The organism is Flavobacterium sp. (assembly GCF_044339515.1).
Taxonomy (GTDB): Bacteria; Bacteroidota; Bacteroidia; order Flavobacteriales; family Flavobacteriaceae; genus Flavobacterium.
This window is the reverse complement of sequence record NZ_JBIIVK010000029.1, coordinates 1-26,615: the sequence shown is the minus strand read 5'-3', so window position 1 is coordinate 26,615 and position 26,615 is coordinate 1. Positions and strand designations below refer to the sequence as shown.

Annotated in this window: 27 protein-coding genes; 14 read left to right on the top strand and 13 right to left on the bottom strand. The window is 34.1% G+C overall.

Features of this window, described 5'->3' with window-relative positions:
• The first annotated feature begins 41 nt into the window (after positions 1 to 41).
• Positions 42 to 1,802, top strand: a complete 1,761-nt coding sequence (locus ACIQ0M_RS09330) for an MFS transporter (protein ID WP_396151580.1) — start codon at positions 42 to 44, stop codon at positions 1,800 to 1,802.
• A gap of 160 nt (positions 1,803 to 1,962) precedes the next feature.
• On the top strand, positions 1,963 to 2,385 hold the full coding sequence (locus ACIQ0M_RS09325) for a lipocalin family protein (protein ID WP_396151579.1): 423 nt from the start codon (positions 1,963 to 1,965) through the stop codon (positions 2,383 to 2,385).
• A gap of 237 nt (positions 2,386 to 2,622) precedes the next feature.
• Here the strand turns inward: ACIQ0M_RS09325 and creD are convergent, their stop codons facing one another.
• The 5 genes from creD to ACIQ0M_RS09300 are packed head-to-tail and all read right to left on the bottom strand — an operon-like array spanning position 2,623 to position 6,040.
• Positions 2,623 to 3,966, bottom strand: coding sequence for a cell envelope integrity protein CreD (gene creD, locus ACIQ0M_RS09320; protein WP_396151578.1), 1,344 nt, complete (start codon positions 3,964 to 3,966; stop codon positions 2,623 to 2,625).
• A 43-nt stretch (positions 3,967 to 4,009) separates the two neighbouring features.
• Positions 4,010 to 4,333, bottom strand: a complete 324-nt coding sequence (locus ACIQ0M_RS09315; RefSeq protein ID WP_396151577.1) for a hypothetical protein — start codon at positions 4,331 to 4,333, stop codon at positions 4,010 to 4,012.
• Positions 4,334 to 4,341: 8 nt separating this feature from the next.
• Positions 4,342 to 5,016 (bottom strand): DUF1361 domain-containing protein, encoded by a 675-nt coding sequence (locus ACIQ0M_RS09310; RefSeq protein WP_396151576.1) that lies wholly within the window; start codon positions 5,014 to 5,016, stop codon positions 4,342 to 4,344.
• Between the two features lie 46 nt (positions 5,017 to 5,062).
• Complete coding sequence (locus ACIQ0M_RS09305; RefSeq protein WP_396151575.1) at positions 5,063 to 5,359, bottom strand: winged helix-turn-helix domain-containing protein; 297 nt, start codon at positions 5,357 to 5,359, stop codon at positions 5,063 to 5,065.
• A gap of 57 nt (positions 5,360 to 5,416) precedes the next feature.
• Positions 5,417 to 6,040 carry a hypothetical protein gene (locus ACIQ0M_RS09300; protein ID WP_396151574.1) on the bottom strand — a complete coding sequence of 208 codons (624 nt, stop codon included), beginning with the start codon at positions 6,038 to 6,040 and terminating at the stop codon, positions 5,417 to 5,419.
• Positions 6,041 to 6,116: 76 nt separating this feature from the next.
• On the opposite strand from ACIQ0M_RS09300, the gene ACIQ0M_RS09295 reads away from it, so the two are divergent.
• The gene (locus tag ACIQ0M_RS09295) at positions 6,117 to 6,464 is read left to right on the top strand and encodes a DUF1801 domain-containing protein (protein WP_396151573.1); all 348 of its coding nucleotides are present in this window, start codon (positions 6,117 to 6,119) and stop codon (positions 6,462 to 6,464) included.
• On the opposite strand, the gene ACIQ0M_RS09290 is transcribed toward ACIQ0M_RS09295, so the two are convergent.
• Genes ACIQ0M_RS09290 through ACIQ0M_RS09280 form a run of 3 tightly spaced genes read right to left on the bottom strand, consistent with a single transcriptional unit; the run spans position 6,461 to position 8,663 of the window.
• Positions 6,461 to 7,306 (bottom strand): hypothetical protein, encoded by an 846-nt coding sequence (locus ACIQ0M_RS09290; RefSeq protein ID WP_396151572.1) that lies wholly within the window; start codon positions 7,304 to 7,306, stop codon positions 6,461 to 6,463. The two genes, ACIQ0M_RS09295 and ACIQ0M_RS09290, sit on opposite strands and share 4 nt — an antisense overlap.
• Before the next feature lie 20 nt (positions 7,307 to 7,326).
• On the bottom strand, positions 7,327 to 8,145 hold the full coding sequence (gene kdsA / locus ACIQ0M_RS09285; RefSeq protein WP_396151571.1) for a 3-deoxy-8-phosphooctulonate synthase: 819 nt from the start codon (positions 8,143 to 8,145) through the stop codon (positions 7,327 to 7,329).
• A 56-nt stretch (positions 8,146 to 8,201) separates the two neighbouring features.
• Positions 8,202 to 8,663 carry a 2-dehydro-3-deoxyphosphooctonate aldolase gene (locus tag ACIQ0M_RS09280; RefSeq protein ID WP_396151570.1) on the bottom strand — a complete coding sequence of 154 codons (462 nt, stop codon included), beginning with the start codon at positions 8,661 to 8,663 and terminating at the stop codon, positions 8,202 to 8,204.
• 108 nt (positions 8,664 to 8,771) lie between these two features.
• Between ACIQ0M_RS09280 and ACIQ0M_RS09275 the strand changes: the two genes are divergently transcribed.
• Positions 8,772 to 9,320 carry a YeeE/YedE family protein gene (locus ACIQ0M_RS09275; protein ID WP_396151569.1) on the top strand — a complete coding sequence of 183 codons (549 nt, stop codon included), beginning with the start codon at positions 8,772 to 8,774 and terminating at the stop codon, positions 9,318 to 9,320.
• A gap of 3 nt (positions 9,321 to 9,323) precedes the next feature.
• Positions 9,324 to 9,737 (top strand): DUF6691 family protein, encoded by a 414-nt coding sequence (locus ACIQ0M_RS09270; RefSeq protein WP_396151568.1) that lies wholly within the window; start codon positions 9,324 to 9,326, stop codon positions 9,735 to 9,737.
• A 57-nt stretch (positions 9,738 to 9,794) separates the two neighbouring features.
• Here the strand turns inward: ACIQ0M_RS09270 and ACIQ0M_RS09265 are convergent, their stop codons facing one another.
• On the bottom strand, positions 9,795 to 12,566 hold the full coding sequence (locus ACIQ0M_RS09265; protein WP_396151567.1) for a triple tyrosine motif-containing protein: 2,772 nt from the start codon (positions 12,564 to 12,566) through the stop codon (positions 9,795 to 9,797).
• 215 nt (positions 12,567 to 12,781) lie between these two features.
• On the opposite strand from ACIQ0M_RS09265, the gene ACIQ0M_RS09260 reads away from it, so the two are divergent.
• On the top strand, positions 12,782 to 13,048 hold the full coding sequence (locus ACIQ0M_RS09260) for a heavy-metal-associated domain-containing protein (protein ID WP_396151566.1): 267 nt from the start codon (positions 12,782 to 12,784) through the stop codon (positions 13,046 to 13,048).
• Here the strand turns inward: ACIQ0M_RS09260 and ACIQ0M_RS09255 are convergent.
• From ACIQ0M_RS09255 to prmA, 4 genes are all read right to left on the bottom strand, one after another.
• Complete coding sequence (locus ACIQ0M_RS09255; protein ID WP_396151565.1) at positions 13,045 to 13,704, bottom strand: lysoplasmalogenase; 660 nt, start codon at positions 13,702 to 13,704, stop codon at positions 13,045 to 13,047. The genes ACIQ0M_RS09260 and ACIQ0M_RS09255 overlap by 4 nt on opposite strands.
• A complete protein-coding gene (locus ACIQ0M_RS09250; RefSeq protein WP_396151564.1) occupies positions 13,704 to 14,981 on the bottom strand; it encodes a sterol desaturase family protein in 1,278 nt (425 codons plus the stop codon). The genes ACIQ0M_RS09255 and ACIQ0M_RS09250 overlap by 1 nt, the downstream gene beginning before the upstream one ends.
• A 7-nt stretch (positions 14,982 to 14,988) precedes the next feature.
• Positions 14,989 to 15,264, bottom strand: a complete 276-nt coding sequence (locus ACIQ0M_RS09245; RefSeq protein WP_396151563.1) for an ATP-dependent Clp protease adaptor ClpS — start codon at positions 15,262 to 15,264, stop codon at positions 14,989 to 14,991.
• A gap of 81 nt (positions 15,265 to 15,345) precedes the next feature.
• A complete protein-coding gene (prmA, locus tag ACIQ0M_RS09240) occupies positions 15,346 to 16,182 on the bottom strand; it encodes a 50S ribosomal protein L11 methyltransferase (RefSeq protein ID WP_396151562.1) in 837 nt (278 codons plus the stop codon).
• Positions 16,183 to 16,274: 92 nt separating this feature from the next.
• On the opposite strand from prmA, the gene ACIQ0M_RS09235 reads away from it, so the two are divergent.
• The 8 genes from ACIQ0M_RS09235 (at position 16,275) to yidC (ending at position 26,210) form a co-directional block, all read left to right on the top strand.
• Complete coding sequence (locus tag ACIQ0M_RS09235) at positions 16,275 to 17,492, top strand: porin (RefSeq protein ID WP_396151561.1); 1,218 nt, start codon at positions 16,275 to 16,277, stop codon at positions 17,490 to 17,492.
• Positions 17,493 to 17,585: 93 nt separating this feature from the next.
• The gene (guaA, locus tag ACIQ0M_RS09230) at positions 17,586 to 19,115 is read left to right on the top strand and encodes a glutamine-hydrolyzing GMP synthase (protein ID WP_396151560.1); all 1,530 of its coding nucleotides are present in this window, start codon (positions 17,586 to 17,588) and stop codon (positions 19,113 to 19,115) included.
• A 17-nt stretch (positions 19,116 to 19,132) separates the two neighbouring features.
• Positions 19,133 to 19,870: a LysM peptidoglycan-binding domain-containing protein gene (locus ACIQ0M_RS09225; RefSeq protein ID WP_396151559.1), complete on the top strand. Its 738-nt coding sequence runs from the start codon at positions 19,133 to 19,135 to the stop codon at positions 19,868 to 19,870.
• 29 nt (positions 19,871 to 19,899) lie between these two features.
• The gene (locus ACIQ0M_RS09220; protein ID WP_396151558.1) at positions 19,900 to 21,801 is read left to right on the top strand and encodes a LysM peptidoglycan-binding domain-containing protein; all 1,902 of its coding nucleotides are present in this window, start codon (positions 19,900 to 19,902) and stop codon (positions 21,799 to 21,801) included.
• Positions 21,801 to 22,202, top strand: a complete 402-nt coding sequence (locus ACIQ0M_RS09215; RefSeq protein ID WP_396151557.1) for an OsmC family protein — start codon at positions 21,801 to 21,803, stop codon at positions 22,200 to 22,202. Before ACIQ0M_RS09220 ends, ACIQ0M_RS09215 begins: the two co-directional genes overlap by 1 nt.
• Before the next feature lie 79 nt (positions 22,203 to 22,281).
• Positions 22,282 to 22,509, top strand: a complete 228-nt coding sequence (locus ACIQ0M_RS09210) for a DUF3820 family protein (RefSeq protein ID WP_248433377.1) — start codon at positions 22,282 to 22,284, stop codon at positions 22,507 to 22,509.
• 161 nt (positions 22,510 to 22,670) lie between these two features.
• Positions 22,671 to 24,290: a CTP synthase gene (locus tag ACIQ0M_RS09205; protein WP_396151556.1), complete on the top strand. Its 1,620-nt coding sequence runs from the start codon at positions 22,671 to 22,673 to the stop codon at positions 24,288 to 24,290.
• Between the two features lie 33 nt (positions 24,291 to 24,323).
• On the top strand, positions 24,324 to 26,210 hold the full coding sequence (yidC, locus tag ACIQ0M_RS09200; protein WP_396151555.1) for a membrane protein insertase YidC: 1,887 nt from the start codon (positions 24,324 to 24,326) through the stop codon (positions 26,208 to 26,210).
• Positions 26,211 to 26,615 lie beyond the last annotated feature (405 nt).

Sequence of the window (26,615 nt, the reverse complement as noted above, 5' to 3'; positions counted from 1 at the left end):
TTTTAAAACATTCTCATAACTAACCTTTTAACCATAAACTAATGAGTTCAGAAACTACTAAAACAAATTATCCAGCACTCTATACCCTGATAACGGTATTTTTCTTTTGGGGATTTATTGCAGCCGGAAACAGTATTTTTATTCCCTTTTGCAAAAGTTATTTTTATTTAGATCAATTTCAATCACAATTGGTCGATTTTGCATTTTACACGGCTTATTATTTAGGAGCATTGCTTTTATTTGCTTTTGGAGCGTTAAACGGAAAAGATTTAGTCGGTAAATGGGGTTACAAGCGAAGTATAGTTTACGGTTTGTTGTTTTCTGCTTTAGGTGCCGGGGCAATGATTTTGGCCGTTCAAGCAAATGTTTATGCCGGAATGTTAGTAGGTTTATTTATTGTTGCATTAGGTTTTTCACTACAACAAACAGCAGCCAATCCGTTTGCCATTTTATTAGGAGACCCTAAAACCGGGACAAGTAGAGTAAATTTAGGTGGCGGTATAAATTCTTTCGGAACAACGATTGGTCCACTTATTGTTGCTTTTGCCTTATTTGGTTCAGCGGCAGCGGTGAAGGATGAACAAATTAAAAGTTTAGGTTTAGACAAAGTAATTTTACTCTATGTTGGGGTTGGAATTTTATTTTTAATTGCGGCAGCTTTATTTTTCTTTTCCAAAAAAGTGCCGGATGGAATTTCAAATGAACCGATGGAAAAGGCCAACAAGGCATTAACAACATTAGTAATTATGACCGGACTATTGGCTATTTGTTTTGCACCCGTTTTTTCAAGTTATAAAAGTGATGAAGCTCTAAAAATAGATTTACTTCAAACAGAGGTATCAAGTTTAAAAGCACAGATTTCAGCAGACGATACAGTAGCTGATTATGAAGCACAAATAGCTGAAAGAAATGCAGAAATAGAAACGTTAAAACATCCCTTAGAAAAAGAAAGAATGTATTGGCTTTCAGGAGCATTGCTCGTGATTGTGGGTGGTTTACTTTTTGCCAATAGAAGTGCTCAAAAGAAAAGCGAAGGTTGGGGAGCTATGCAATATCCACAATTGGTTTTGGGAATGTTGGCTATTTTTACGTATGTAGGTGTGGAAGTAGCCGTTGGCAGTAATCTAGGAGAATTATTAAGTTTAAAAGAATTCGGAGGTTTGCAATCGTCTGAAATTGCACCCTATATTTCAATGTATTGGGGAAGTTTGATGATTGGTCGCTGGGCCGGTGCCATCGCTGTTTTTGATTTAAAAGGTCTCAAGAAAACTATTGCTTTAATAGTGGTTCCATTGATTGCTTTTGCTGTTATTTTAATCGTAAATATTGTAGCAGAAAAAGATATGTCGCCTTTGTATTACTATGTTTTCTGCGTATTCATACAAATTATTGCCTTTTTTATCTGTAAAGACAAACCGGCACGAACATTAACTGTTTTTGGTTTAATAGGAATCATCGCTATGTTAATCGGTTTAACCACAGACGGAATGGTAGCGATTTATGCGTTTTTAGCCGGTGGTTTGGCGTGTAGCATCATGTGGCCGGCTATTTTCAGCTTATCAGTTATTGGTTTAGGAAAATATACGGCTCAAGGGTCAGCTTTCTTAGTCATGATGATTTTGGGAGGTGGAATTATTCCGCCATTACAAGGTAAACTATCCGATATAATTGGTATTCATAATTCGTATATCATACCGGTTTTATGTTTTGGATACCTTACACTATTTGCCATTTTAGTAAAAGGAATTTTAAAGAAACAAGGCATTAATGTGGATGAAATAGAAGCAGAAGCAAGCCACTAACAAATTTTGAATTTTAGATAGTAAAACCCGGCAAGTGATTGTCGGGTTTTTTGTTTTCTACTCCCAATAGAGTAATTGTATAAACCTTATCTATAATTCTGTAACAAGCAACTTCGATTACTCATCTACCTTTACACCTAACAATTTAAATAAACAAATTATGAAAAATCGAAGTCTATTATTCGCCTTTGCCTTAACAACCGGATTATTTGCCACTTCTTGTAGCGACGACGATAACGAAGGAGAAACACTTCTACCGGTAATCGGAAAGTGGAATGTAGCCCAAGTGGGAACAGTAATCTCCGGACAGGAAGTTTTAATCGATGCACCACAGAATGAAGCAGGTTGCGACAAAGACTATCTGGACCTTAAAATTGATAACGACGTGAATGAAGGCGAATACGATTCAACCGATTCACCCTGTGAGTTGCTAACCAAAACGGGAACTTTTTCAAGATCACACAATAATTTAACGACTACGATTGACGGCGTAACCAAAACACAAGACATTATGAATCTTACCCTTTCAGAATTAAAAGTGAGAGACGCTGCCGGTTTTATTACCGTGTATGAAAAAGATTAATTCTTAAAAAAACAAATGAAAGTCCTTCACGTTATGGACTGAATGTAAAAACGGAAACACTTTGAGTAGTTGTTTCCGTTTTTTTTGTTTGAAATTCAATTAAAAAAGGCTCACCAAGCAAGCTTAATGAACCTAATTTCTCAATGGTTTAATCTCGCAAAGCCGCAAAGTCGCAAAGCAAAGCTATCCCTTTGCGTCTCCGCGTCTTTGCGAGAAAATAAATATTAGCGTGAAAACCTAATTCCCCGCTCCCCAATCAATCTTCCTAGAAAAATACATCACCGCGGCTAAAATCAAGAACAATCCGATGCTTCCCACCAACAACGCATAATCTTCCATTTGTATAATCACAAAAATAAACGTGTATAAAAAGGTGAGTGAAATGCTAATGAAAGCCGGAAACTTTTTGTTCTTTAAAATTGAGATGGAGTAAAGCGAAATCAACACAATCACCGAAGCTCCGGCCACTACATACGCCAGTGTGAAACTACTGTGTTCGGTAATCGAAATCAGCAACGTATAAAACATTATCAACGCCAAACCAATCATCGAATACTGAAAAATATGAATGTTGATTTTGCTGATGCTTTGAATGAGGAAAAAAATTAAAAACGTCAATCCAATGACCAAAAATCCATATTTTGAAGCTCGTTCGTTTTGTTGGTATTCATCCACAGTGGTGATAAAATCAACACCAAAAGCATGCGGTTTCACATTCGGTAACGTTTCAAACGATTGTTGCGGAAAAGGTCGGTTGAGGTGCAACACTTCCCATTCGGCTTCAAAACCTTTAGCCGTAATTACTTTATTTTTATCATTTGGTAAAAAATTACCTGAAAAACTTGGTGACGGCCAATTGGAAGTCATTTTTGCCGATGTCGTTTTGCCAATCGGTGCAAAATGAATCATTTTACTTCCGTTGTAATTGATGTTGAACGTAAAGTTTTGCTTTTTGTTCTCCCGAAGCGATTGCAAATTCACCAAACCGGTTTCTAACGTTGACAACGAATCATTTTGTTTATTTTGAGTGGGTTCAAATCGGTAAATCGAATCCCCTAACTTCAAATTCACCTGACTTTTAATGCTTTTTAAATTGGTGGTTCGAATCAAAATTGTGGCTTTGTCCCACATAATATTTTCATCCGCAATCGAATTGATTTTAAAGTTGGGAAAAACATAACTTCCGGTAAAATCCATTTGAGCATTGAATACATTCGACTTATATAAACTGCGTTGCAAGGGTTTCACCATCGTGACATCGGTCGTGTTTTTTAGTTCTTCCGGGAAGAAATAAGCTAATTTAGTCTCGGTTACGTATTTTTTTACTTGTACGTTGGTTTTAGCATCATATTCAACAACTTCACTGGTTTGTTTGTACGGAATTTTCAAAATCGGACCATAAAAGTAGATTGCTTCGCCCCATTTTTCGGAGGTTTCAGAAACCACTTCTTTTTGGCGGACGGAACGTTCTTCAATTAAGCTTTTCACAAATTGAAGCGGAATCAATAAAATGAGCGTTAAAAAGCCAACCATGATGATTTTTGCGGTGTTGGACTGAAAGAAATTGGTTTGTTTTTCCATGATTTTTAAGTTTAAGAGTTTAAAGGTTTAAGAGTTTAAGAGTTTAAAAGTTTAAAAGATTAATGTTGTTAATAGTTAAATAAAAAAAGAGAGCAGCGATGGGAATGTTGGCTAGAACAATCAGAATTTTTACCCCAAAATACTCCCGGTGATTTTGAAAGAAAATAAAGTGATGAATGAGGTTGACCACAACTACACCGTTGACAAATAAGGCGAGTAATACATAAAAAACGCCAATGATAAATAGTTCATCAATTTTTGGAAACAGTTGATTGAGGAGAAATAATATGGTCCCAATTAAAAAAGAAGTAATGGCAATTTGTGTAGAAAGTTTTCCTGTAACGGAGGCATAGGTTTTTTTAGTCATGATAAGGATTATTTGATTTTCAGATTATTTGTTTCCATCTTTTTCATCGAAGTTGCAACAAAGTAGATGACCAATAAAAACGTTCCGAATCCAAGTGTAAAATTTTGAACGTCTCTGATAAAAAGACAGTTGATACAAGAATTCAATAATTCAATTGGATTAGAAAGTACATCCCAACTGTTGAATCGAAGGTATCTTCCCAAGTATATTCCGAATGCAGTTAAATAGAGACTAGTTAGAAGAATAATTTTTGAAATGCTTGCCGAATAATGATTACGGATTAACTTTTCGATGGTAAAAAGTGAAAAAATACCAAACAAAAAACCGGTCAGCGAAAAAGAGCTTACCACCATAAGATCAAACCAAACCGGCACCGAATTGAATTTATTCAAATGAAAAAAATCGGTCAATAGATAAAATGAATTGGGAAGAAATAGTAGCCAAACTAGTAATCCAAATACTCTATACCATCGATTATTTCTAATTCTTATGGAATATAACATCATTAGACTGATGCAATAGGGGAGAAAACCCAAGAACAAATTCCAAATTAAAAAGAAGAAGAAGGTGCTGTTTGAAGCTTTTGCCCGAATGATTAATAGACTTAAGCAGAATAACGAAAGAACGGAAAGAACAAGAAATTCTCTCTTTTTGGTTTGAAGATAAAAATGGATTGTTTTCATATTTAAAAGTACTTTGTTTTTCAAAGTTTATAGATAAAAAAATAGGTTAGCTTTTTTTGATTAATTTTTCCAGGGCTTCAATGTGCTCTTGAAAGGCTTTTTTTCCAAGTTGAGTGGCTTTGTAACTGGTATTAGGTTTTTTTCCGATAAATTGTTTTTCAATAGCGATGTATTCTTCTGTTTCTAAAGCTTTTGCGTGAGAGGCAAGGTTGCCATCGGTTACGCCTAACAGTTCTTTTAACGTGTTAAAATCGGCACTTTCATTCACCATCAATATCGACATAATGCCCAGTCGAATACGATGGTCAAAGGCTTTGTTGATATGTTGGATGATGTTTTTCATTTGGCAAAGGAAAGGAATTTATTTTTTTGGGAACACAGATTTATAAAATTTAAAAATCTAGTTTCGTTCATATTTAAAGTACATTATACTACCATATAAAATGTGGCATACCCCGAAACCTAAAGCCCAAAATAATAATCCGTAGCCTAAAAACCATGTTGAAAGTAATCCTAAAACAATAAAAGTTAGTCCTAAATAACGAACCCCTCCGATGGTATATTTACTTGCATTTACACAAGCTAATCCATAAAAGATTAAGGTAAGTGGAGCAACTAAACCTAACATTTCTTTTTCGATAAGAAATATAATAAAGAAACCTCCAGTAGCTAAGGGAATTAAAAAATTGATTACTAATCTTCTTGCCGTACTGTTCCAAATGGTTTCGTTGTTCTTTTTTGCTTTTCGTATGCTTAATAGGATTCCGGTTAGCAAAGAAAGTATCGCTACAGAAACAGCAATTAGTAATAATCGGATAACAGCTTCTTCAGAAATCACTAGGTTTTTATAGGCTCCCATGGTTGAAGTATCAAAGTAAATCGTTTTATAAGCCAAATAAGCACCAATTAACGCATATGTTCCGGCTAAAATTCCCGATAATCCACTCAGTGATAAAAAGCGAGAGGATCGGTTCATCAAGTTTTTGATTTCAGAGAGGTCGTTAAGGTATTTCTCGTTTTCCATTTTTAAAGTACTTTGAGTCGCAAAGTAAAATATAAAATTTTTCACAACCAAACAAATTTTAATTTATTTTTGAAAAATGAAACCTGCCGAAGAATATATTCTCAATCAACCTGAATTATACCGGGATATAATACTCAATTTGCAAGTAATAATTGAGAAAGAACTTCCGGATGCCGTTTTATTATTTAAGTGGAAAATCCCTTATTATTATCTAAACGATAAACCATTTTGCTTCCTAAATGCCAGTCATAAAGGAAAATATGTTGACTTGGCATTTAACAAAGGTTATCAACTTCAACAGCACTTGGAATTTTTAGTAGGGGAAAAGCGAAATACGTTCAAGTCATTGCGATATTTTTCAATCGAAGATATCAATGTAACTGTTTTAAAAGAAATTATTTCTGAGGCAAAGTCACTTCACTAAATTCTGAAAATTCCACCAATCACCAAAATCCGCTGAAAAAACCAAAAATCTTGTTCGGCTCGGTCTGCTTTGTCTTGTGTGGTTCGGATGTCTTTCATGTTGATATAACCGCCTTTTAATTCACCTTGAATAAAGAAATATTTCAAAAACGTAATATTCAATCCTGCTTTGGCTGAAAATCCGTAACCGGATACATGGAATTCATCATAGCGTTCCTTACCCAACAGTTTGGTGTTTGTTTTTGGATATAAAAATCCGCCACCAGCTCCTTCGGTCATGTTGATTTGAAATAAATCGGTATTTTTAATACCAAACCATTTTGAAATGTCATCCACACGTGAAATTTCTGTATTCACATAGTTTAAACCATCGGTATGTTCAAAAGTTAAAAAATCTTCCGTTAACAAAATTTGTCCGTTGGGTAATGTTTCTCCAAAACTTCCTTGGTTGGGATAAAAACCGGTATAATCCACGGCTATGTCTTGATGCATTACATATTTCATGTGGTCAAATCCAACTGAAATATTGTATTTATCAGTAATAAAATAACCTATCCGTAAATTGGTTTGCGGAATGGTCATTCGAACCGGATTAAAGTAATCAATATGAAAGCCTTTTGGTTTATCATTAGCATCAACATCATAAAGGGTAAAATCATAATCCTTACCTTTAAAACGAATGTCAGATTTTGAGTAATCTTCTCTGTTTCCTCCCCAAAAAATGTAAAATTTTCCTTTGTTGTGGGCTGTGTATTTTTCTGGAGCTACCGGAGCTTCTTGGGCTGATATGTGTTGAAAAACGGCACAAAAAAAGAGCACAATCAATAACGATTGATTTTTCACTGTATTGATGATAATTAGGATTAGAATTGATTAATTGTTTTTCGTATAGCTACTAATTTCGTCATTAAATTTTCAAAATAATCGAGGTGAAGCATGTTCGCTCCATCACTCTTAGCGTTAGCCGGGTCAAAATGGGTTTCAATGAAAATGCCATCCACACCGGTTACAATTCCGGCCTTGGCGACGGTTTCTATCATATCCGGGCGACCTCCGGTAACACCAGACATCTGATTGGGTTGTTGCAAGGAATGTGTAACATCTAAAACGGTAGTAGCAAATTGTTTCATGGTTGGAATTCCTCTGAAATCAACAATCATATCTTGGTAGCCAAACATGGTTCCGCGATCAGTAACCATTACGTTTTCATTTTGGCAATCCAACACTTTTTGCACAGCATGTTTCATGCTCTCCGGACTCATAAATTGTCCTTTTTTTAAATTAACTGTTTTGCCTGTTTTTGCGGCAGCCACCACTAAATCCGTTTGACGAACCAAAAAAGCGGGAATTTGCAAAACATCTACATACTCGGCTGCCATAGGAGCATCCTCATTGGTGTGAATATCGGTTACGGTTGGTATACCGAAAGTTTGTGATACTTTTTGTAAAATTTTTAAGGCTTTTTCGTCACCAATTCCTGAAAAACTGTCGATTCTGGATCGATTTGCTTTTTTGAAGGAGCCTTTGAATACGTAAGGAATTTCTAATTTATCAGTGATTTCTACTAAACGTTCAGCTATTCGGAGTGCCATTTCTTCGCCTTCAATAGCACAAGGTCCGGCTAAGACAAAGAAGTTTCCACTGTTTGTATGTTTTATTTGAGGTATTTTAGTAATATCCATAGTTGGTTTTTAAAGTGCAAAAGTACGAATAATTTGATTTGATTTTGTAACATACGTTACTCATCTTTTTTGGAGGTTAAGCCTTTCGGAACCATTAATTTTCCTTTTTCATAAATGTTGAAATAGAGTACTAAAGGTTTTTTACATCCCACCCAATGCAATTGGTATACATCTAAAAATCCGGCACCGATTTCGCTTCTTTTGGTTGGAAATGGACAGCAACTTTCTAGTTTTTTATAAAATAATTTCTCACCATTAGGTCCTGCCAAGGCTTTCAAAAATCGCTCTTGGTTAATTGTGTCGTTGGAAGTGGTTCTATAAAAAATATTAATAGGATAATCCGGGTCATAGCCGTATTTGGAATCATCGCTAAACTCTGTTAACACAAAAGAATTATCTTTTTTCAACATAGGTGTGGGTACAGAATCATCAATATTTTTGATGGTATTTTTAATTCCGCCACAAGAGGCCGTCATAACGGCTACAAAAAAGAGCAATAGAAAGGCTTGTTTTTTCATTTGAATTGGTACAAATTTTAGTCAAAGGTAAAAGTTTTTTCGAATAACATTTACAATTTCATTTGTTATAACGCACTTCATATTCTATTTTTGTAAAAAAAATGCACTATGGAATTAATTTCACAAACATGGCATTGGTCTATTTCCGGTTTTTTAATCGGATTAGTTATGTTGCTTTTGATTTATTTCGGGAAAACATTCGGAATGTCATCGAACCTTCGTTCATTGTGTGCCATGACCGGAATTGGTAAAAAGATTCCTTTTTTTGATTGGGATTGGAAAAGCCAACGATGGAATTTGGTGGTTGTGGTTGGTGCAATGATTGGCGGTTTTATTGCTGTTCAATTTTTGCATAATGAATCAAATGTAAGTCTTAATCCGAAAACAATCGAGCAATTGAGCTTGATGGGAATTGATGAACCAAACGGAAAACTATTACCCAATTCATTATTTGAAAATTCTTCTCCTAAAATGATTATTATTTTGGTTGTAGGTGGAATTTTAATCGGTTTTGGCAGTCGTTATGCGGGCGGATGTACTTCCGGTCATGCAATTTCTGGATTGAGTAACCTTCAAATGCCATCATTAAAAGCCGTTATTGGTTTTTTTATCGGCGGATTAATTATGGCTCATCTTCTTTTACCTTTACTTTTTTAAATTATGAATTTAATTAAATATTTGCTTGTTGGCATTCTTTTCGGAATCGTTTTAACTAAAACAGAAGCCGTCTCATGGTATAGAATTTATGAAATGTTTCATTTTCAGTCGTTTCATATGTATGGAATAATTGGTACAGCTATCGCAACCGGTCTTTTGGGTATTCAAATTATTAAACGAAAAAAACTCAAAGACATCGACGGAATGCCGATTGAAATTTTGGACAAAGAAAAAGGGAATGCTCGCTATTGGATTGGAGGAATCCTTTTTGGTTTAGGTTGGGCATTGGTAGGGTCTTGTCCGGGTCCGATTTTTATACTTTTAGGAGCAGGTTTTTACAATGTCGCTTTGGTGCTTTTGGGTGCAATTTTTGGCACCTTTTTGTATGGATTATTCAAAGATAAGCTACCACATTAAACAGAAAAAGCACTTAATCCGAAGATGAAATGCTTTAAGGTTTTGGTGTTAGTTATTTTAAATAGAGAGTATATATTCTACAAGCCCTTGTTCATGCGATAAATCCATTTTTTTGCGTAAACGGTAGCGTTTAATTTCTACACTTCGCACGGATATATTCAATAAAGGAGCAATCTCTTTGGAAGATAGATTAAGTCGCAAAAAAGCACAGAGTCTTAAATCGTTTGGTGTTAAACTTTGGTGAGCGGCTTTAATTTTCTTTAAGAAATCTTTGTCGGCATTGTTAAATGCATCAACAAATACATTCCAACTATCCTCTTCATTGATATTTTTATTGATAGAGGTGATTACCGATTTAATACTTTTGTTTGGCAAAGTTTCCGTAGAACTTTTTAAATCCTCTTTGATCATGGAGAGCAATTCATTTTTCTTGATCAAATTCATTGTTGATGCGGCCAACTCTCTGTTTTTATTTTCGAAATCTTGCTCCAATTGTTGATTTTTAACCCGCATTAATTCCTGTTCGGTTTCAAGCTCTTTAATTTCAAGCAATCGATTATTTTCTTCAATTAATTTTTCTTGTTGTTTGTAATAGTATTTTTGGTAAGCTTTATTAATAAAATAGGCCATAACCAGTAATAATAAAGTGTAGATGACCAAAGCAAGATTAGTCAAGTACCAAGGTTTTAAAATTGTAAACGAATATTTTTCAGCATTTTCGCTGATAGCGTTTCCAATTTTTGAACGGACTACAAAGGTGTATTTTCCGGGTTGAAGATTTTTAAAATTTACAGTTGGTTTAGAACTCCATTCGCTCCATTCATTTTGAAAGCCTTCCAATTTATATTGAAATTCTGCAATTATATATTTATTGTATTTTGGAACTGTAAAAGAAAATGTAATGTTATTATTATTTGAATCAAAACTTCCATTTTCACGAATAGATTCATTCGTTAAAGATTCATTGTGCTTATTAGTCGTAATTGCCGTGATGTATAAATGATTGTTATTGAATAACAAATCGTCAATATTAATGGTATAATAACCATCTGTCGTTCCAACCAAATAGAGTGATTCAGAAAGTTGAGAAATATTTTCATAGCCCAACATCGAGTTGGTTAGTGAGGATGGAATCGGAATCACGTTGTGTTTTAAAGTCGTGCTTAATTTTCCGTAGGAAAAATAATTGATGTAATTTTTAGAAAAAAACCAAAGACGATTCGAATTGTCCGTCATTAATTTTCCCGACAGGTACTCGTCTTTTTCAAAAGCGGAGCTTAATTTTTTAGTTTTTTGGAATTTTTTACTTTTGTTGTTAAAGTCAAAAATACCGTCTTTTGAAGCATAGTAAACCGTTCCGCCAAAATTAGCTATACTGGCATTTTTTCCTTTTTTGGGATTTTCATGAGCTTCAAACAAGGTTACTTTTGAGTAATTTGGATCAATTTTAATTCTAAAAATACCTTTGTATTCATGACTGATAATAATTTCATCGGAATCCGAAAATTCAAAATATTTAGATGAATAGTCAAAACCTTTGATCTTGTTCTTAAACTGCCAACTATTGTTTATTTTTTCTAATACTGATATTCCTGAATAATTACCTTGCAATAAAATGTTTTTGTTGGAAGGAACAGGTTCAAATTTCCAAGTTCCGCTACCATTGAAAAGAGATGTTGCGATTTGATTTTCCACCAAGAATGTCCCTGAATCATGACCGCAAAACAGCTTGTTGTCATAGGAATATAATGACCAAACTTGACCTTTCGTTCCCGAAACAAACTTAAATGTATCATATCCATCCTTGTTTTTATAGAATAAGCCTTGGTTCGTTCCCACATATAATTTATCACCATGAATAATTGAAGCATATACCGTTCCTAAAATTCCGGTATCGTCATAAAAACTCCGAATAGGAGAGGTGATATTGATACAGTTGATTCCGTTGTCTAAACCAATCCAAATATTTTTGTCGGCATCTTCAAATAAGGAAAGTGCTGTGTTATTACTTATTCCTTTATTTTGAGTGATATGATAAAGTGTTTCCCCTTCAGAGTTTATGATGAATATTCCATTGGAAACGGTTCCGATTAAATAACTTTCATCAGCATATTTTTGTCCACAATAAACGCTACTGTTATTTAATTGTACATCGGAATCGGTTATCCATTTAGAGAGTTTATTATCTTTAAATTCATAGAAGCCATCATATTGCGTGAGTAAAAGCAACCCATTGTTTCGTTTATAGATGGAAACAATTTTGTTGTTAATAAAAAATGCATCTTTGGAAATGAGTTTACTTACGCCATTTTCAATTTCATAAAATCCATTTTTAACGGTTTGAAAATAAATCGATTTTGCAACAGAATACGCTTTAAAAATTCCTGACTCCGGTTTTATGGTTTTAAATGTTTCATTTTTGGAATCATAAATAAAAATTTGATTCAACGATTGAAAAATTACCCAATGATCAAATTGTAATATATTCCAAAATTGTTCGTCGTCCAATATTTTAGATTTAATTTTATCACTCAATGATTTGTATTTCAGCAACCCGTTTTGTTTGCGTTCCCAATAGCCAAATTCCATGTAACAACCGGTATAAATTCTTTCGTCAATTACTTTTACCGATCTTAGAATTGATTCATTGGCAGAGGGATAGAGTAACCATTCAGAACCATTAAATTCCAACAAACCATCATTGTTTGCAAAATACATGATGTTTTGTTTATTTTGAGAAATCATCCAGTTTTGATTACCTGCTTTGTATGTATTGGGAGCATATTTAATAATTGGAGGCAATTCCTGAGCATGAAGTGTAAATGCCATAAAAAGAAGTAGGCATTTTAAAATCCAATTATAAATATGTAGTGGTCTTTTTTTAAAATCAAAAGATTGTTGAAGCATAGGTAAATAATCATTTTTGAAAGTATAAAAATACAACTTTTAACGAGTATAGCTAAATAAAAAATAGTTCTTATGTAACTTTTGTTACTTTTTTTCTATTGAGGATGACATACCTTTATAGAATTAATAAATGAAAAATGAAAGCGATAGTTAAAATACAAAATCTAAAATGTCACGGTTGTGCCACAACAATTACCAAAAAACTTACTGCATTAGAAAACATTTCAGAGGTGGAAGTGGATAATGACGAGCATACAGTTTCTTTTTTTTATAGCGATATGCTTGATTTAGAAAAAGTTAAGTTAACATTAAATAGTCTAGGTTATCCAGAGGAAGGTGATGCAAACTCTTTAAGTGAGAAAGCAAAATCGTTTGTGAGTTGTGCGATTGGTAGAATAAGCTAGACTTGATTGTAGTTCAGAATACTTTTTACAATGAAGTATTGAGCTCCTAAATACGTACTCATAATCAAAAATGAACTTAATGGCAGTGTTACGTAGAATTTGTTAATAGCTAAAATACTGTCTGAAATAACAAACAATAAAGCACCAATCAATACTTGTAGATTAGCCGGTTTTTCCCACTCAAAAAAAACTTTTAAACTCATTAAAAGCATTGTCGAAATTACTATTGCATAAATGGCAACCGGAATTTTCATTTCGTTTAACGAGGACCACAATAAACTTAAAATAGCAAAAAGATAAATCCCCACAATCGGAATATACCGCAAATAAATTTTACCGGCGTTAATTTTATTTTGCTTGTTAAACAAGAAAATATAAGCTAAGTGAGCAATTAAAAATGCAATTAACCCTGAAATAAAAAATAGTGCATTCTTATCCGTAAACATCAATAAAACATCCCCAATCCAAGAGAAAAATAAAGCGAATAGAAGTATTTTTTTCGTTTTAAATTTATCTGAAATCGCAACGATACTAATTAGAAAGGGAATTAATAATGGTTTCAGCCACCAAGCCATTTCCTCCTTATTGGTAATCAATAAAAGAAGATAACAAAAGCCAATAACCGCAAAACTCTGAGTATATTTTTTGACTTTCATTAGGAATTAATTGGTTTAGCTGTGTTTTTATTAACAGAAAACTCATAAATTGAAAAATAATATGAAAAGCCTAATGAAACCAGAAAATAAAAAACAAGTAAGTAATTCGTGTAGGGTAGGATTACATTTAATCCAAACCAGTCTCCATAGAAAAACAAAATACCAAAACCAACTAGCATTCGGTATAACTCGAAAAAGTAAGCGTTTGCATTAGTATCCATCAATTCAGTTTGACTATAAATTGTAATAAAAATGAATAATCCGTAAACAAAAATAGAAGGCAAACCAATGGTTCCAACATTTGCAAATAGATAGCTCACAAATCCCAACGTAATAAAAAGTTGAACTATCGAATAATAGGTCAAAAAAGAGGAATGTTTTGGGTTATATTTTTCAAAAGCATATACATCTTCAATTTTACAAGCAGGGTAATTTTCCTCAAAGCCTTCCGGTCTCCAACCCGTTGGCATAAACCAAATTCTAAATTTATCTCTCCAATTTTCGGCACGCCAGGCGTCTTGTATTAATAGCCATAAATGCTGAAAGTTAATTTTTATTGGATTCCAGGTTTGAGCAGGTCTTGTAATCCCAAAAACAGCGGGAACTTCTTTTAACTCTTCCTGAAAAGTACCAAACCATTTGTCCCAAAAAATAAAAATTTGTCCGTGATTTTTGTCTAAATATTCTTTGTTGATTGCATGATGCACTCGGTGATGAGAAGGTGTAACAATGATTTTTTCTAAAATTCCCATTTTGCCAATGTGTTTGGTATGGTACCAAAATTGTAAAAACAAATGCAAAGGCAAAACTATGGCTATGACTTCTGCAGGAACCCCTAAAAAAGCTGCAGGAAGCAATAAAAAAGTAAATAAATTGACAAAAGAAGAAATAGATTGTCGCAAAGCACATGCCAGATTAAATTCTTCACTACTGTGATGAATCGCATGTTTATTCCAAAAAATATTGATTTGATGTGACCATCGGTGCGACCAATAGCCATAAAAATCAATCACAAAAAAAGCGATAATGTAGGTAAGAATTATATTTTCTATGGTAAAGAAGGCAACTTTTGAAACCATCCATTCATACGTTAAAATCGAAATACTGATTCCTAAAACATCTTTTGTGGCATTCGTAATTCCGGAGCTCAAACTCGAAACGGTATCCATCAAAGGAGCGGTATCATTTCCTTTGAAATAGCCATACGCTTTTTCAATTACGATGAGTAACAGAAATGCCGGCATGGCAATGACGAGTATTTTGCCGTATTCTTCCACCGTTCAATTAGATAATTTCGGCACTCAAACCGGCCTCTAACAATTGTGTACATTGCGGTTTTAATTCGTCAAAAGGTCCGGTTTTAACCGTACATTTTCCTTTATAATGTACTAAAATGGCACATTGTTCAGCTTGTTCACTCGTGTGTTTGCAAACGCGAATAAGCGTATCAATTACATGGTCAAAAGTGTTCACATCGTCATTAAAAAGCACAATTTCGTTGTTAATGCCTACTGCTTCTTCGACTAAAACTTCTTCTTGAATTTTTTCTATCGTACTCATTTTTTTTATTTTTATGATTATTGGATTATCAGATTTTCAGAAAATCTTGTAATCTAATAATCCAATAATCTGATAATCGAACTATCCCAACTGGTACTTCAAACTCACCCAATTATTCCGCTCCAAAGTTTTTTCTAATTGTAAACCTAATTTTTGGCAACATTCGTCTATAGCAGGAATATCTTCTTTGTAAAAACCACTCAAAAATAATAAACCATTTTGATTTAAACAATTCACATAGCGATGCATATCGTTTAAAAGTATATTTCGATTGATATTAGCAATAATTACGTCATACTTTTGGTCTACCAACAGCGAAGCATCTCCTTCATAAACGGAAATGTGCTCACAATTATTACGTTCGGCATTTTCAATGGAATTCAAATAACACCAATTGTCAATGTCAATCGCATCAATGGGTTTGGCTCCTTTCATTTCGGCTAAAATGGCTAAAATGGCAGTTCCGCAACCCATGTCCAACGTTTTTTTACCAACCAAATCGGTTTCCAATAAATGTTGAATAACCATGTGTGTGGTTTCATGATGACCCGTACCGAAACTCATTTTCGGCTCGATGATAATGTCAAATTCAGCCTCCGTTTTTGGATGAAAAGGAGCACGAACATGGCATTTTCCATCTACATCAATTGGTTCAAAATTTTTCTCCCATTCTTCATTCCAATTGACTTGTTCAATTTCTTCCACAACAAATGAAATGACAAATTCAGGAGAAGTTAAGATGAAAATATCTTCTAAAATATCTTCTGTCCAAAGGTCTTTTTGCACATAAGCAGTTACACCAAATTCAGTTTCAATAAAACTTTCAAATGGTTTTTCGCCTAATTCGGCCACTAAAATTTCACAACCTAATTCTTTTGGTTCAACCGTAAAATGATATCCTAAGTATATATTCGACATTTTGTTTTTTTTGCAAAGGTAACAATACCTCAACAATACTTTCACTTTACAAAAATTAAATTACTTTTGCCATGCAAACACAACTACTACAAATGAATAAGATTTTTTCACTTTTGTTTTTTTTAGTATCCTTATTTTCAATCGCTCAGGATATTAATTTTAGCACAAAAGATAACGATTTAAAATTAGCCACTTTACCCTACTATAATTATGGTAGAGGTTTAGGATTAACCTCTCCTGATAGCATATTCCAGCTGAACATCCGTTTTAGAATGCAGAACAGATTGAGCTATTTGAATAATGAAGACCAAGAAGATGCCTTTGATGGACAAATTCGTCGTTTACGTTTGCGTTTTGATGGTTATGTGGGAAATCCAAAATTTTTGTATGCAATTCAATTATCTTTTGCACCAGGTGATGTAGGAGAAATTGAAGAAGGAGAAAACATCAACATTATTCGCGATGCGGTTGTGTTTTATCGTCCCAACAGACGGTGGAGTTTTGCTTTCGGACAAACTAAATTACCCGGAAATCGGCAGCGAGTAAATTCTTCTGGAGCTCTACAATTAACCGATCGTTCTATCAATAATGCTCGTTTTAATATTGACCGTGATTTTGGGTTTCAAACGTATTTTTTGAATGAGAAAATGGATAAATTTTCATACAATATTAAGACGGCTGTCAGCACCGGAAATGGTAGAAATGTGACCAAAAGTCCCGATGATGGTTTTGCGTTGACCGGAAGAATGGAATTTTTTCCTTTGGGGGCGTTTGCAAAGGATGGTACTAATTTTGAAGGCGACATTGCTCGTGAACAAAAAATTAAAATGTTGCTTGCCGGAACATTTCATCGAAATGTGAAAGCTCGGCAAACACAAGGGCAATTAGGTGCCGATTTATTTGAAAAAAGAACGATGGAATCCATTTTTGTAGATGCTATGTTGAAATACAATGGCTGGGCGTTCATGAGTTCCTACATGAATCGAACAGCACAAAATCCATTAACTTTTAATCCGGAAGACCCAACTGATTTTAATTTTGTGTATGTTGGTGAGGGTTTTGATTATCAGTTGAGTTACATTTTTCCAACAAATTATGAAATAATTGGTCGGTTTTCAACTCAAAAAGTGAATGAAAGTATTCAAAATTTTACACCAGATACCAAACAATACAGTATTGGCGTTACCAAATATTTTTGGGAACATGCTTTTAAATTACAATCCGAATTTACACTGGACGATTTAACTTATTTTGATGGTAGTACAAAAACCAATTGGTACATTCGCTTTCAAGTTGAGATTGGAATTTAAAAGCTAGTTAACTTAATTTAAATCCGTTTTAATTAATTATAATTTAACTTGGAAACTGTTTTTCACTTTCCAAGAATATCCCTATTTTTGCCCATGCAACACAACGTACTTATTTTAGATTTTGGTTCGCAATACACACAACTTATTGCGAGAAGAGTTCGGGAATTAAATATATTCTGCGAAATTTTTCCTTATAACAAAGTACCCGAAGATTTGTCCAGCTTTAAGGCTACAATTCTTTCCGGTAGTCCTTTTTCTGTTCGAGCCGATGATGCTCCTCATCCTGATTTATCACAAATTAGAGGCAAGATGCCTTTGCTGGCCGTTTGTTATGGTGCTCAATATTTGGCCCATTTTGATGGTGGTGAAGTAGCTCCTTCCAACATTCGTGAATACGGTAGAGCCAATTTGAGTTTTGTGGATGATCACGATCCGTTTTTTGAAGAAGTGGCTCTCAATAGTCAGGTATGGATGAGTCATAGTGATACGATAAAAAAGCTTCCGGTAAATGGCGTGAAATTAGCCAGTACAAAAGATGTAGAAAATGCAGCGTATCGAATTGATGGTGAAAAAACATATGCTATTCAATTTCATCCGGAAGTTTATCATTCCACCGATGGAAAGCAAATGTTGGAAAATTTTTTGGTACGTATTGCCGAAGTACCTCAAAATTTTACACCCAATGCATTTGTGGAAGAAATTGTAGCCGAATTACAAGAAAAAATCAAAGGAGATAAAGTTGTTTTAGGACTTTCCGGAGGTGTAGATTCTACCGTAGCGGCCGTTTTATTGAACAAAGCCATAGGTGAAAATCTCTATTGTATTTTTGTGAATAATGGTTTGTTGCGTAAAAATGAATTCCAAAATGTATTAGATCAATACAAAGGAATGGGATTGAATGTAAAAGGAGTAGATGCCTCCGATCGATTTTTAAATCAATTAGCCGGAATCGAAGAACCTGAAGCCAAACGAAAAGCCATCGGAAGAGTATTTATTGAGGTTTTTGATGATGAAGCTCATCGAATAGAAGACGTAAAATGGTTGGCACAAGGAACGATTTATCCTGATGTGATTGAATCTATTTCGGTAAAAGGACCATCAGCAACCATAAAATCGCATCATAATGTAGGCGGTTTACCGGATTTTATGAAATTAAAAATTGTTGAGCCATTACGAATGTTGTTCAAAGATGAAGTGCGTAGAGTAGGAGCAACATTGGGAATTGACCCTGAATTATTAGGAAGACATCCGTTTCCGGGACCGGGATTATCCATCCGAATTTTAGGAGATATAACAAAAGAAAAAGTTCGTATATTGCAAGAAGTTGATGCTATCTTTATCGAAGGTCTAAAATCACACGGACTTTACGATCAAGTTTGGCAAGCGGGTGCCATTTTACTTCCGGTAAATAGCGTAGGTGTAATGGGAGACGAACGTACCTACGAAAAAGTAGTAGCGTTAAGAGCCGTTGAATCAACTGATGGAATGACCGCCGATTGGGTTCATTTGCCTTATGATTTCTTGATGAAAATTTCAAACGAGATTATTAACAAGGTAAAAGGAGTGAATCGTGTGGTTTATGATATCAGTTCTAAACCGCCGGCAACTATTGAGTGGGAATAATTTTAAGTTAAATATAGATGAAGAAGTTTTTGTTTGGAGCAATGATATTGCTAAGCCCCCAAATCACTTTTTCACAAACCGTTGTGAAACCCGGAATGGATCCTGTGAAACACACAGTAGCTCCGGGTGAAACTGTTTTAGATATTTCAAAAAAATATGTAGTCGATCCGGCTGAAATTTACAGAGCCAATCGTTTTGCCATTGATGGTGTTAAAGAAGGAATGGTTTTGGAGTTTTATGCTCCGCAAAAATCACCGGAAATTGTGTTACCTACTGAAAATTATCAAGCTATACCGGTTTCAAATCCAACGGAGACAATTTCAAAACCAGCTGAGCAAACGGAAAAAAAGGTTGTTCAAAAGAGTAGTAGCATTAATAAAATGCATAAAGTAAAACCGGGTGAAACTTTATATGGACTCTCTAAACTATACAATGTTTCAGTGGATGAAATTAAAAATGCAAATACAATTTTAATGAAAAATAATTTGCAAGCCGGTCAAACATTAAAAATTCCGGATGGCACAGTTGTTGGTATTGAAAATACCAAAGTGGTTAAAAAAGACGATAAGCCAGTCAAAACAGCAAATTATCAAAATGTAGGCGAAATCATCAAGCATACAGTCGCTCCAAAAGAAACCTTGTATGGATTATCTAAAAAATACAATGTTTCAATTGAAACCATAATTAGCCAAAATGAACGTTTATTAAAAAATGGATTACAAGCCGGACAAGTATTAACCATTAAAGCCAATTAACCGCATTTAAAAAGCAGTAACCTACAAGTATGATATTAGTTTTTAGAACTCTAATTGTTTTTTTGATTGTCACCAATTTTTTGATGGCACAACCCTCTACTTATAAAAAACATACGGTTGTTAAAGGAGAAACAATTACTCAAATTGCCCAGAAATACAAAGTTACTCCTTATGATATTTATCGTTTGAATCCGGATGCTCAAAATGGTATTCAAGAAAATGCAGTTTTGCTTATTCCCACTTCTGCCCTAAATAAGGAGCAAAACGGAATACAAAAGACCCATGAAGTTCTGCCAAAAGAAACTTTGTTTGGAATTGCTAAACAATATAATACGACAGTAGAGGAATTGGAACGATTGAATCCGGAAGTAAAAACAGACGGACTAAAAATTGGTCAATCGATTCAAATTTCGGGTAGTAAAGCAGAGGTTATGCAAAATATAATCTCTGATTCAAAATCCGTTTATCATGAAGTGCAGCCTAAAGAAACAATGTATGGAATTTCAAAACAATACAATGTATCGGTTGAAGAACTTGAATTGTTGAATCCGGAGGCTAAATCAGGCCTAACAATCGGACAGAAATTAATCATTTCAAAAGGAAAAACGGTTGATACGACTTCTTCTATTCCAACAAAGAAAATCGAAGTACCCAACAGTGTTAAATATTTGACATACGAAGTAAAAACTAAAGAAACGTTATTTGGTTTAGCAAAAATGTTTCGTTTGAGTCAGGACGAACTGATTGCTTTAAATCCGGAACTAAAAGAAGGTGTTAGAGAAGGTATGTCGCTTAAAGTTCCTTCATCCGTTTCTTTTAACATGGGAAATGTTCGTGATGTAAAAGATTTAACTAAATCCTTTTCAAAAGCTGAAAAAAAGGAAATAGTATTATTGCTTCCTTTTAATATTTCTAATATTGAGAGTGATACAACATTGTCAACACAAGCTCGTTTAAAACGTGACGGATTTTTAAACATGACATTGGATTTTTATTCAGGGGCTTTAATGGCAATTGATTCGGCAAAGCGGTTAGGACTTAATTTTGATGTGAAGATATTTGATTCTCAGGAAACCAAAAGCTCTTCAAATGTGCTTTCTATCATCAGAAATAATAATGTAGACAAAGCTGATGCCGTGATAGGACCTTTTTATCCACAATATGTTGAAAAAGCAGCGGAGCTTTTAAATCCGCACAATGTCCCGGTGATTTCTCCATTGCGAGAAACCTCAAAATCGTATAGTAATCTATATCAATCCATGCCATCCACTGATTTTGTAAAAAATGTGATGTTTGATTATATCCGTTCAAAAAATGGAAATATGATTGCTTTAATTGATCGAAAAAAAGGTGCTTCTAAACAGTTTATTGAAGAAAATCACAAAGATATTTATATTGCACCTTTAGGTGAAAAAGGCGGAGTTTTAGGCGATAGTATAACCCCAAAACTTTCTAAGAATAAAGTAAATTATTTTATTTTAGATACTGCTGCAACAGGAATGGTTTTAAATTCGCTTACACACTATAATAACGCCAAATCAGCAGGTTATCAAACAGAATTGGTGGTTTTAGATATTAATGCAACTTTTGAGACAGATGAAGTTTTCCAAAGAATATTGAAGCAAAATATTATTTTTCCATCCTTAACAAAGTATAAAGATACACCTGAATCATTGATCTTTGCTGCTAACTACAAAAAAATAAACAATGTTTATCCCAATCAGTATGCCGTTCGTGGTTTTGACATTGTTTTCGATACAATGCTTCGACTTGCCCAAGAAGAAGATTTTGAAACAACAATACAATCAACAGCAACGGAGGGTGTAGAAAATAAATTTGATTACGAGAAAAAATTAGCTTCTGGTTATTCAAACAAAGGTGTTTACATCATGCGATATGAAGAAGATTTAACTGTTAAACCTGTAGAATAATGACATCTAAAGTAACTTATATTGGTGATTTACGAACAACTTCCGTTCATTTACAATCGGGTACAGAAGTTCTTTCTGATGCACCAAAAGACAATCATGGTAAAGGAGAAGCGTTTTCACCAACCGATTTGGTTGCCAATTCACTTGCGACGTGTATGATTTCTATTATGGGAATAAAATCCAGAGATTTGAATGTGGATTTGACCGGTTCAACAGTGGAAGTCACAAAAATCATGCAGGCTGAACCAAGAAAAATAGCCAAAATTATTACTCTTTTAAACATGAATATCGCTGCCGATGATAAAACAAAAACAATACTGGAGAGAGCAGCGATGACTTGTCCGGTAATGCTGAGTTTGCATCCGGATATTGAAAAAGAAATTACTTTTAACTGGAAATAGTAATCTGTTGTCTGTTGTCCGTTATCCGTTAACAGAAAACGGACAACCGATAACGCATAACCGACAACCGCCAACTGCTTTGGATCAACAAAAACAACTCATCAAATTAGCTCACACCAAAATGCCTTTCGGAAAATATGAAGGTCGTTATTTGATTGATTTGCCTGAATATTATGTGGTTTGGTATCATAACAAAGGTTTTCCAAAAGGCGAACTCGGACAACAACTTCAGTTGATTTATGAGCTCAAATTAAACGGATTAGAACATTTAATTCGAACGATAAAAGTCAAATTTCCTAAACCGTAAGGATTGAAATAGATTGAAATTTTTCTAAATTCAATTATTACTTCACAATCTCATTATTTCATTTTTACATTGATGAATTAAATCGTACTTTTGCACCGTTTTGCATTAAAGTATGTTCTATTAATTCATCACACACAACTACAACAACAAACAACAACACAATGAATCAGACGAAGTATATTTTTGTAACAGGCGGCGTAACTTCTTCCTTAGGAAAAGGGATTATTGCGGCTTCCTTAGCAAAATTATTGCAAGCCAGAGGTTATCGAACCACCATTCAAAAGTTCGACCCGTATATCAATGTCGATCCGGGAACATTAAATCCGTATGAACATGGCGAATGTTATGTAACAGATGATGGAGCAGAAACCGATTTAGATTTAGGTCATTACGAGCGTTTTTTAAACGTACCGACTTCGCAAGCAAATAACGTAACTACCGGAAGAGTATATCTTTCAGTAATTGAAAAGGAGAGAAGAGGCGAATTTCTAGGTAAAACGGTTCAAGTCGTACCCCACATTACCAATGAGATTAAAGAAAGAATGCAATTGTTGGGTAATTCAGGTAATTTTGACATCGTGATTACCGAAATTGGTGGAACGGTGGGTGATATTGAATCTTTACCTTACATTGAATCAGTTCGTCAATTGTTATGGGAATTAGGGGAGGAGAATGCCATCGTTATACATTTAACGTTGATTCCATATTTGGCTGCGGCGGGTGAGTTGAAAACGAAACCAACGCAACATTCGGTAAAAACGTTGATGGAAAGCGGAATTCAAGCCGATATTTTGGTTTGTAGAACGGAGCATGAATTATCAGATGAATTGCGTCAAAAACTGGCTTTGTTTTGTAATGTAAAACGTGAAGCGGTTATTCAGTCGATAGATGCCTCAACAATTTATGATGTTCCGAATTTAATGTTGGAAGAAGGTTTGGATAAAGTCGCATTGAAAAAATTGAATTTACCCGAAAAAACAACACCGGATTTGAAACAATGGAATGAATTCTTATACAAATTGAAAAACCCAAAGCACACGGTCAATATCGGTTTGGTTGGAAAATATGTTGAATTACAAGATTCTTACAAATCGATTTTAGAAGCTTTTATTCACGCTGGTGCGGCCAACGAAACAAAAGTAAATATCGTTAGTGTGCATTCTGAATACATTGATAGAAGCAATGTGGCTGAAAAAATAGGTGGTTTCGACGGAATTTTAGTTGCACCCGGTTTTGGAGAAAGAGGCATTGAAGGAAAAATTGAAACCGTTCGCTATGTTCGTGAACATAACATTCCGTTTTTCGGAATTTGTTTGGGAATGCAAATGGCAGTGATTGAATATGCTCGAACCGTTTTAGGTTTTGAAGATGCCAATTCAACCGAAATGAATTCGCAAACGTCTCATGCTGTAATTGATTTAATGGAAGAGCAAAAAACTATTACAGATAAAGGCGGAACCATGCGTTTGGGAAGTTGGAAATGTAATTTAGAAAAAGACAGTTTGGCTCATCAAATTTACGGAAAAGACCAAATTCAAGAACGTCATCGTCACCGATTTGAATTTAATGGTCAATATAAAGAGCAACTAGAAAAAGCAGGTTTAAAAGCAAGTGGTATAAATCCCGATACCGGTTTGGTTGAAATTATTGAAATTGAAAACCATCCGTTTTTTATTGGGGTGCAATATCATCCGGAATATAAAAGTACAGTAGCCAATCCACACCCAATTTTTGTTGGGTTTGTAAAAGCGGCCGTTCAATATAAAACCGTTTCTGTTTAATTCGGAAGCGTAAAAATTGTAATAAGTAAGTAAATGGAAGAAAAAAAATTAGACTTAAACTCGATTATCGGATTCGGATTAATTTTCGTGATTCTGATTTGGGTCATGTACAACAGTCAACAAAACGAAGCAAAAGAAAGAGCAAAAAAGGCTCAGCAAGAACAAGTTGATGCCAAAGAAAAACCAACTCCAACTAAAGTTGTGAAAACAGAGACAAAAGCGGTTGCACCGGTTTCTGACTCTATTCAAGCAGCTCAATTGCAAAGTAGTTTGGGTGCTTTTGCTTATTCAGCTTCACTTCCATCGGCAACGGAAGCGTTTACAACCATTGAAAATGAAGTAGTGCGATTAAAAATTGCCAATAAAGGTGGTTATATCGTAGAAGCGGAAATGAAAGAATTTGAACAATTCCGAAAAGGTTCCGGCAAAAAAGTGCATTTGATTAAAGAAGGAAATGCCGATTTTAACCTTGAATTGAAAACCAACGATAATCGCACCTTAAACACAAGAGATTTATTTTTTGAACCAACTCTAACCAAAGAAGGTAAAAATCAGGTTGTTTCTTTAAAACTAAAAGCCGGAAATAATCAATACTTAGAGTACCGTTATGTGTTGAAACCAAACAACTACATGCTGGATTTTGCTATACGTTCACAAGGGTTGAATACGGTTTTAAACACATCCAATCCGTTAAATTTAGATTGGAAAATCAAAACGTATCGCAATGAGAAAAGTGTAAGCTACGAAAATCGATACACGGAGCTTATTTTCGAATATGAAGACGGAAAAGATGATTATTTAGGACAAGGTGAGTCTACTTCTGATGAACCTGTTGATGTGTCTTATATTGCTTTCAAACAACATTTTTTTACTTCAGTTTTATTGACCGATACAGCTTTTGAAAAAGCGGTAGTTGTTTCTGAAAATTTGGTAAAAGACGAAGAAAAAGATACTTTATTCACCAAACAATTTAAAGCGACTGTTCCGTTGTCCTTCAAAAATGGGGAAGTGAATTATAACATGAATTGGTATTACGGACCGGCAGATTATCATATTTTAGATGAATACGAAAAAAATCTTGATGAAATTGTTCCATTAGGTTGGGGAATGTTCGGATGGATAAACCGTTACATTTTTATACCAACGTTTGACTTGTTAATTGGTTTTTTACCATACGGAATTGCGATTATTATCTTAACCATTTTGGTACGAATTGTCATGTCACCCGTAACCTATAAATCTTATCTTTCTCAAGCAAAGATGAAGGTTTTGCGTCCGGAAATTCAAGAATTAGGAACTAAATTCGCGAAAGATCCAATGAAGAAGCAGCAGGAAACCATGAAATTGTATTCCAAAGCAGGAGTGAACCCCATGGCGGGATGTTTACCGGCATTAATGCAAATTCCGGTTTTCTATGCCTTGTTTAGTTTCTTTCCTTCAGCTATAGATTTGAGACAAAAAAGTTTCCTTTGGGCTGATGATTTATCGTCTTTTGATTCGGTTATTAGTTTACCGTTTTATATTCCTTTTTATGGAAATCATATTAGTTTGTTCCCTATTTTGGCTTCTATTGCTATTTTCTTCTACATGAAAATGACAACCGGCGACCAAATGACTGCTCCACCACAAGAAGGTATGCCGGATATGGGTAAAATCATGAAAATGATGATTTATTTATCGCCTATCATGATGTTGTTCTTCTTTAATAATTTTGCATCCGGATTAAGTTTATATTACTTTGTATCTAATGCCATTACGATTGGAATTATGTTGGTGATTAAAAATTATATCATTGATGAAGATAAAATTCACGCACAAATTCAAGAAAACAAAACGAAGCCAAAAACCATGAATCGCTTCCAACGCAAAATGCAGGAAATGATGGAAGAGGCTGAAAAACAAAAGAATTTGAAAAAATAAAGTCATAAAAAGCTCCGAGATGTTTCGGAGCTTTTCTTTTTGTTGCAAATACTTTTTATATCTTAATTATAAGTAAATATTCAAACAATGAGTATTGAAAAAAGCAAAAGATATGTTGAAATAAAAATTCTCCGACAATAGTCTTTACAAACAGATTAGGAATTCAGTCTAACAACATCATTCTATGACTACTTTAGTATTTATGTAACTCTTAAAAAGTTATACAAATTGATGAAGTTTATTGTTATTTCTAGAGGATAAAAATAATTGTTTTAAATTATGACTAGTCCTAAATAATCGATACAGATTATTAGACAAAAATAAATAAATTAAACACTTGCAAAAACGTTTTTGCAAGTGTTTTTAGTTTTATAGGTTTTCATTTTCAATTCATTTTGTTGATGC

Coding starts and splice junctions, on each gene's coding strand:
- ACIQ0M_RS09300 (WP_396151574.1), bottom strand. CDS start 6,040: ATGGAAAACGAGAAATACCTTAACGACCTCTCTGAAATCAAAAACTTG.
- guaA (WP_396151560.1), top strand. CDS start 17,586: ATGCAACACAACGTACTTATTTTAGATTTTGGTTCGCAATACACACAA.
- ACIQ0M_RS09245 (WP_396151563.1), bottom strand. CDS start 15,264: ATGAGTACGATAGAAAAAATTCAAGAAGAAGTTTTAGTCGAAGAAGCA.
- ACIQ0M_RS09315 (WP_396151577.1), bottom strand. CDS start 4,333: ATGACTAAAAAAACCTATGCCTCCGTTACAGGAAAACTTTCTACACAA.
- kdsA (WP_396151571.1), bottom strand. CDS start 8,145: ATGGATATTACTAAAATACCTCAAATAAAACATACAAACAGTGGAAAC.
- ACIQ0M_RS09270 (WP_396151568.1), top strand. CDS start 9,324: ATGAATTTAATTAAATATTTGCTTGTTGGCATTCTTTTCGGAATCGTT.
- ACIQ0M_RS09220 (WP_396151558.1), top strand. CDS start 19,900: ATGATATTAGTTTTTAGAACTCTAATTGTTTTTTTGATTGTCACCAAT.
- creD (WP_396151578.1), bottom strand. CDS start 3,966: ATGGAAAAACAAACCAATTTCTTTCAGTCCAACACCGCAAAAATCATC.
- ACIQ0M_RS09255 (WP_396151565.1), bottom strand. CDS start 13,704: ATGAAAGTCAAAAAATATACTCAGAGTTTTGCGGTTATTGGCTTTTGT.
- ACIQ0M_RS09260 (WP_396151566.1), top strand. CDS start 12,782: ATGAAAGCGATAGTTAAAATACAAAATCTAAAATGTCACGGTTGTGCC.
- ACIQ0M_RS09295 (WP_396151573.1), top strand. CDS start 6,117: ATGAAACCTGCCGAAGAATATATTCTCAATCAACCTGAATTATACCGG.
- ACIQ0M_RS09235 (WP_396151561.1), top strand. CDS start 16,275: ATGAATAAGATTTTTTCACTTTTGTTTTTTTTAGTATCCTTATTTTCA.
- ACIQ0M_RS09225 (WP_396151559.1), top strand. CDS start 19,133: ATGAAGAAGTTTTTGTTTGGAGCAATGATATTGCTAAGCCCCCAAATC.
- ACIQ0M_RS09215 (WP_396151557.1), top strand. CDS start 21,801: ATGACATCTAAAGTAACTTATATTGGTGATTTACGAACAACTTCCGTT.
- ACIQ0M_RS09265 (WP_396151567.1), bottom strand. CDS start 12,566: ATGGCATTTACACTTCATGCTCAGGAATTGCCTCCAATTATTAAATAT.
- ACIQ0M_RS09310 (WP_396151576.1), bottom strand. CDS start 5,016: ATGAAAACAATCCATTTTTATCTTCAAACCAAAAAGAGAGAATTTCTT.
- prmA (WP_396151562.1), bottom strand. CDS start 16,182: ATGTCGAATATATACTTAGGATATCATTTTACGGTTGAACCAAAAGAA.
- ACIQ0M_RS09305 (WP_396151575.1), bottom strand. CDS start 5,359: ATGAAAAACATCATCCAACATATCAACAAAGCCTTTGACCATCGTATT.
- ACIQ0M_RS09280 (WP_396151570.1), bottom strand. CDS start 8,663: ATGAAAAAACAAGCCTTTCTATTGCTCTTTTTTGTAGCCGTTATGACG.
- ACIQ0M_RS09275 (WP_396151569.1), top strand. CDS start 8,772: ATGGAATTAATTTCACAAACATGGCATTGGTCTATTTCCGGTTTTTTA.
- ACIQ0M_RS09325 (WP_396151579.1), top strand. CDS start 1,963: ATGAAAAATCGAAGTCTATTATTCGCCTTTGCCTTAACAACCGGATTA.
- ACIQ0M_RS09330 (WP_396151580.1), top strand. CDS start 42: ATGAGTTCAGAAACTACTAAAACAAATTATCCAGCACTCTATACCCTG.
- ACIQ0M_RS09205 (WP_396151556.1), top strand. CDS start 22,671: ATGAATCAGACGAAGTATATTTTTGTAACAGGCGGCGTAACTTCTTCC.
- yidC (WP_396151555.1), top strand. CDS start 24,324: ATGGAAGAAAAAAAATTAGACTTAAACTCGATTATCGGATTCGGATTA.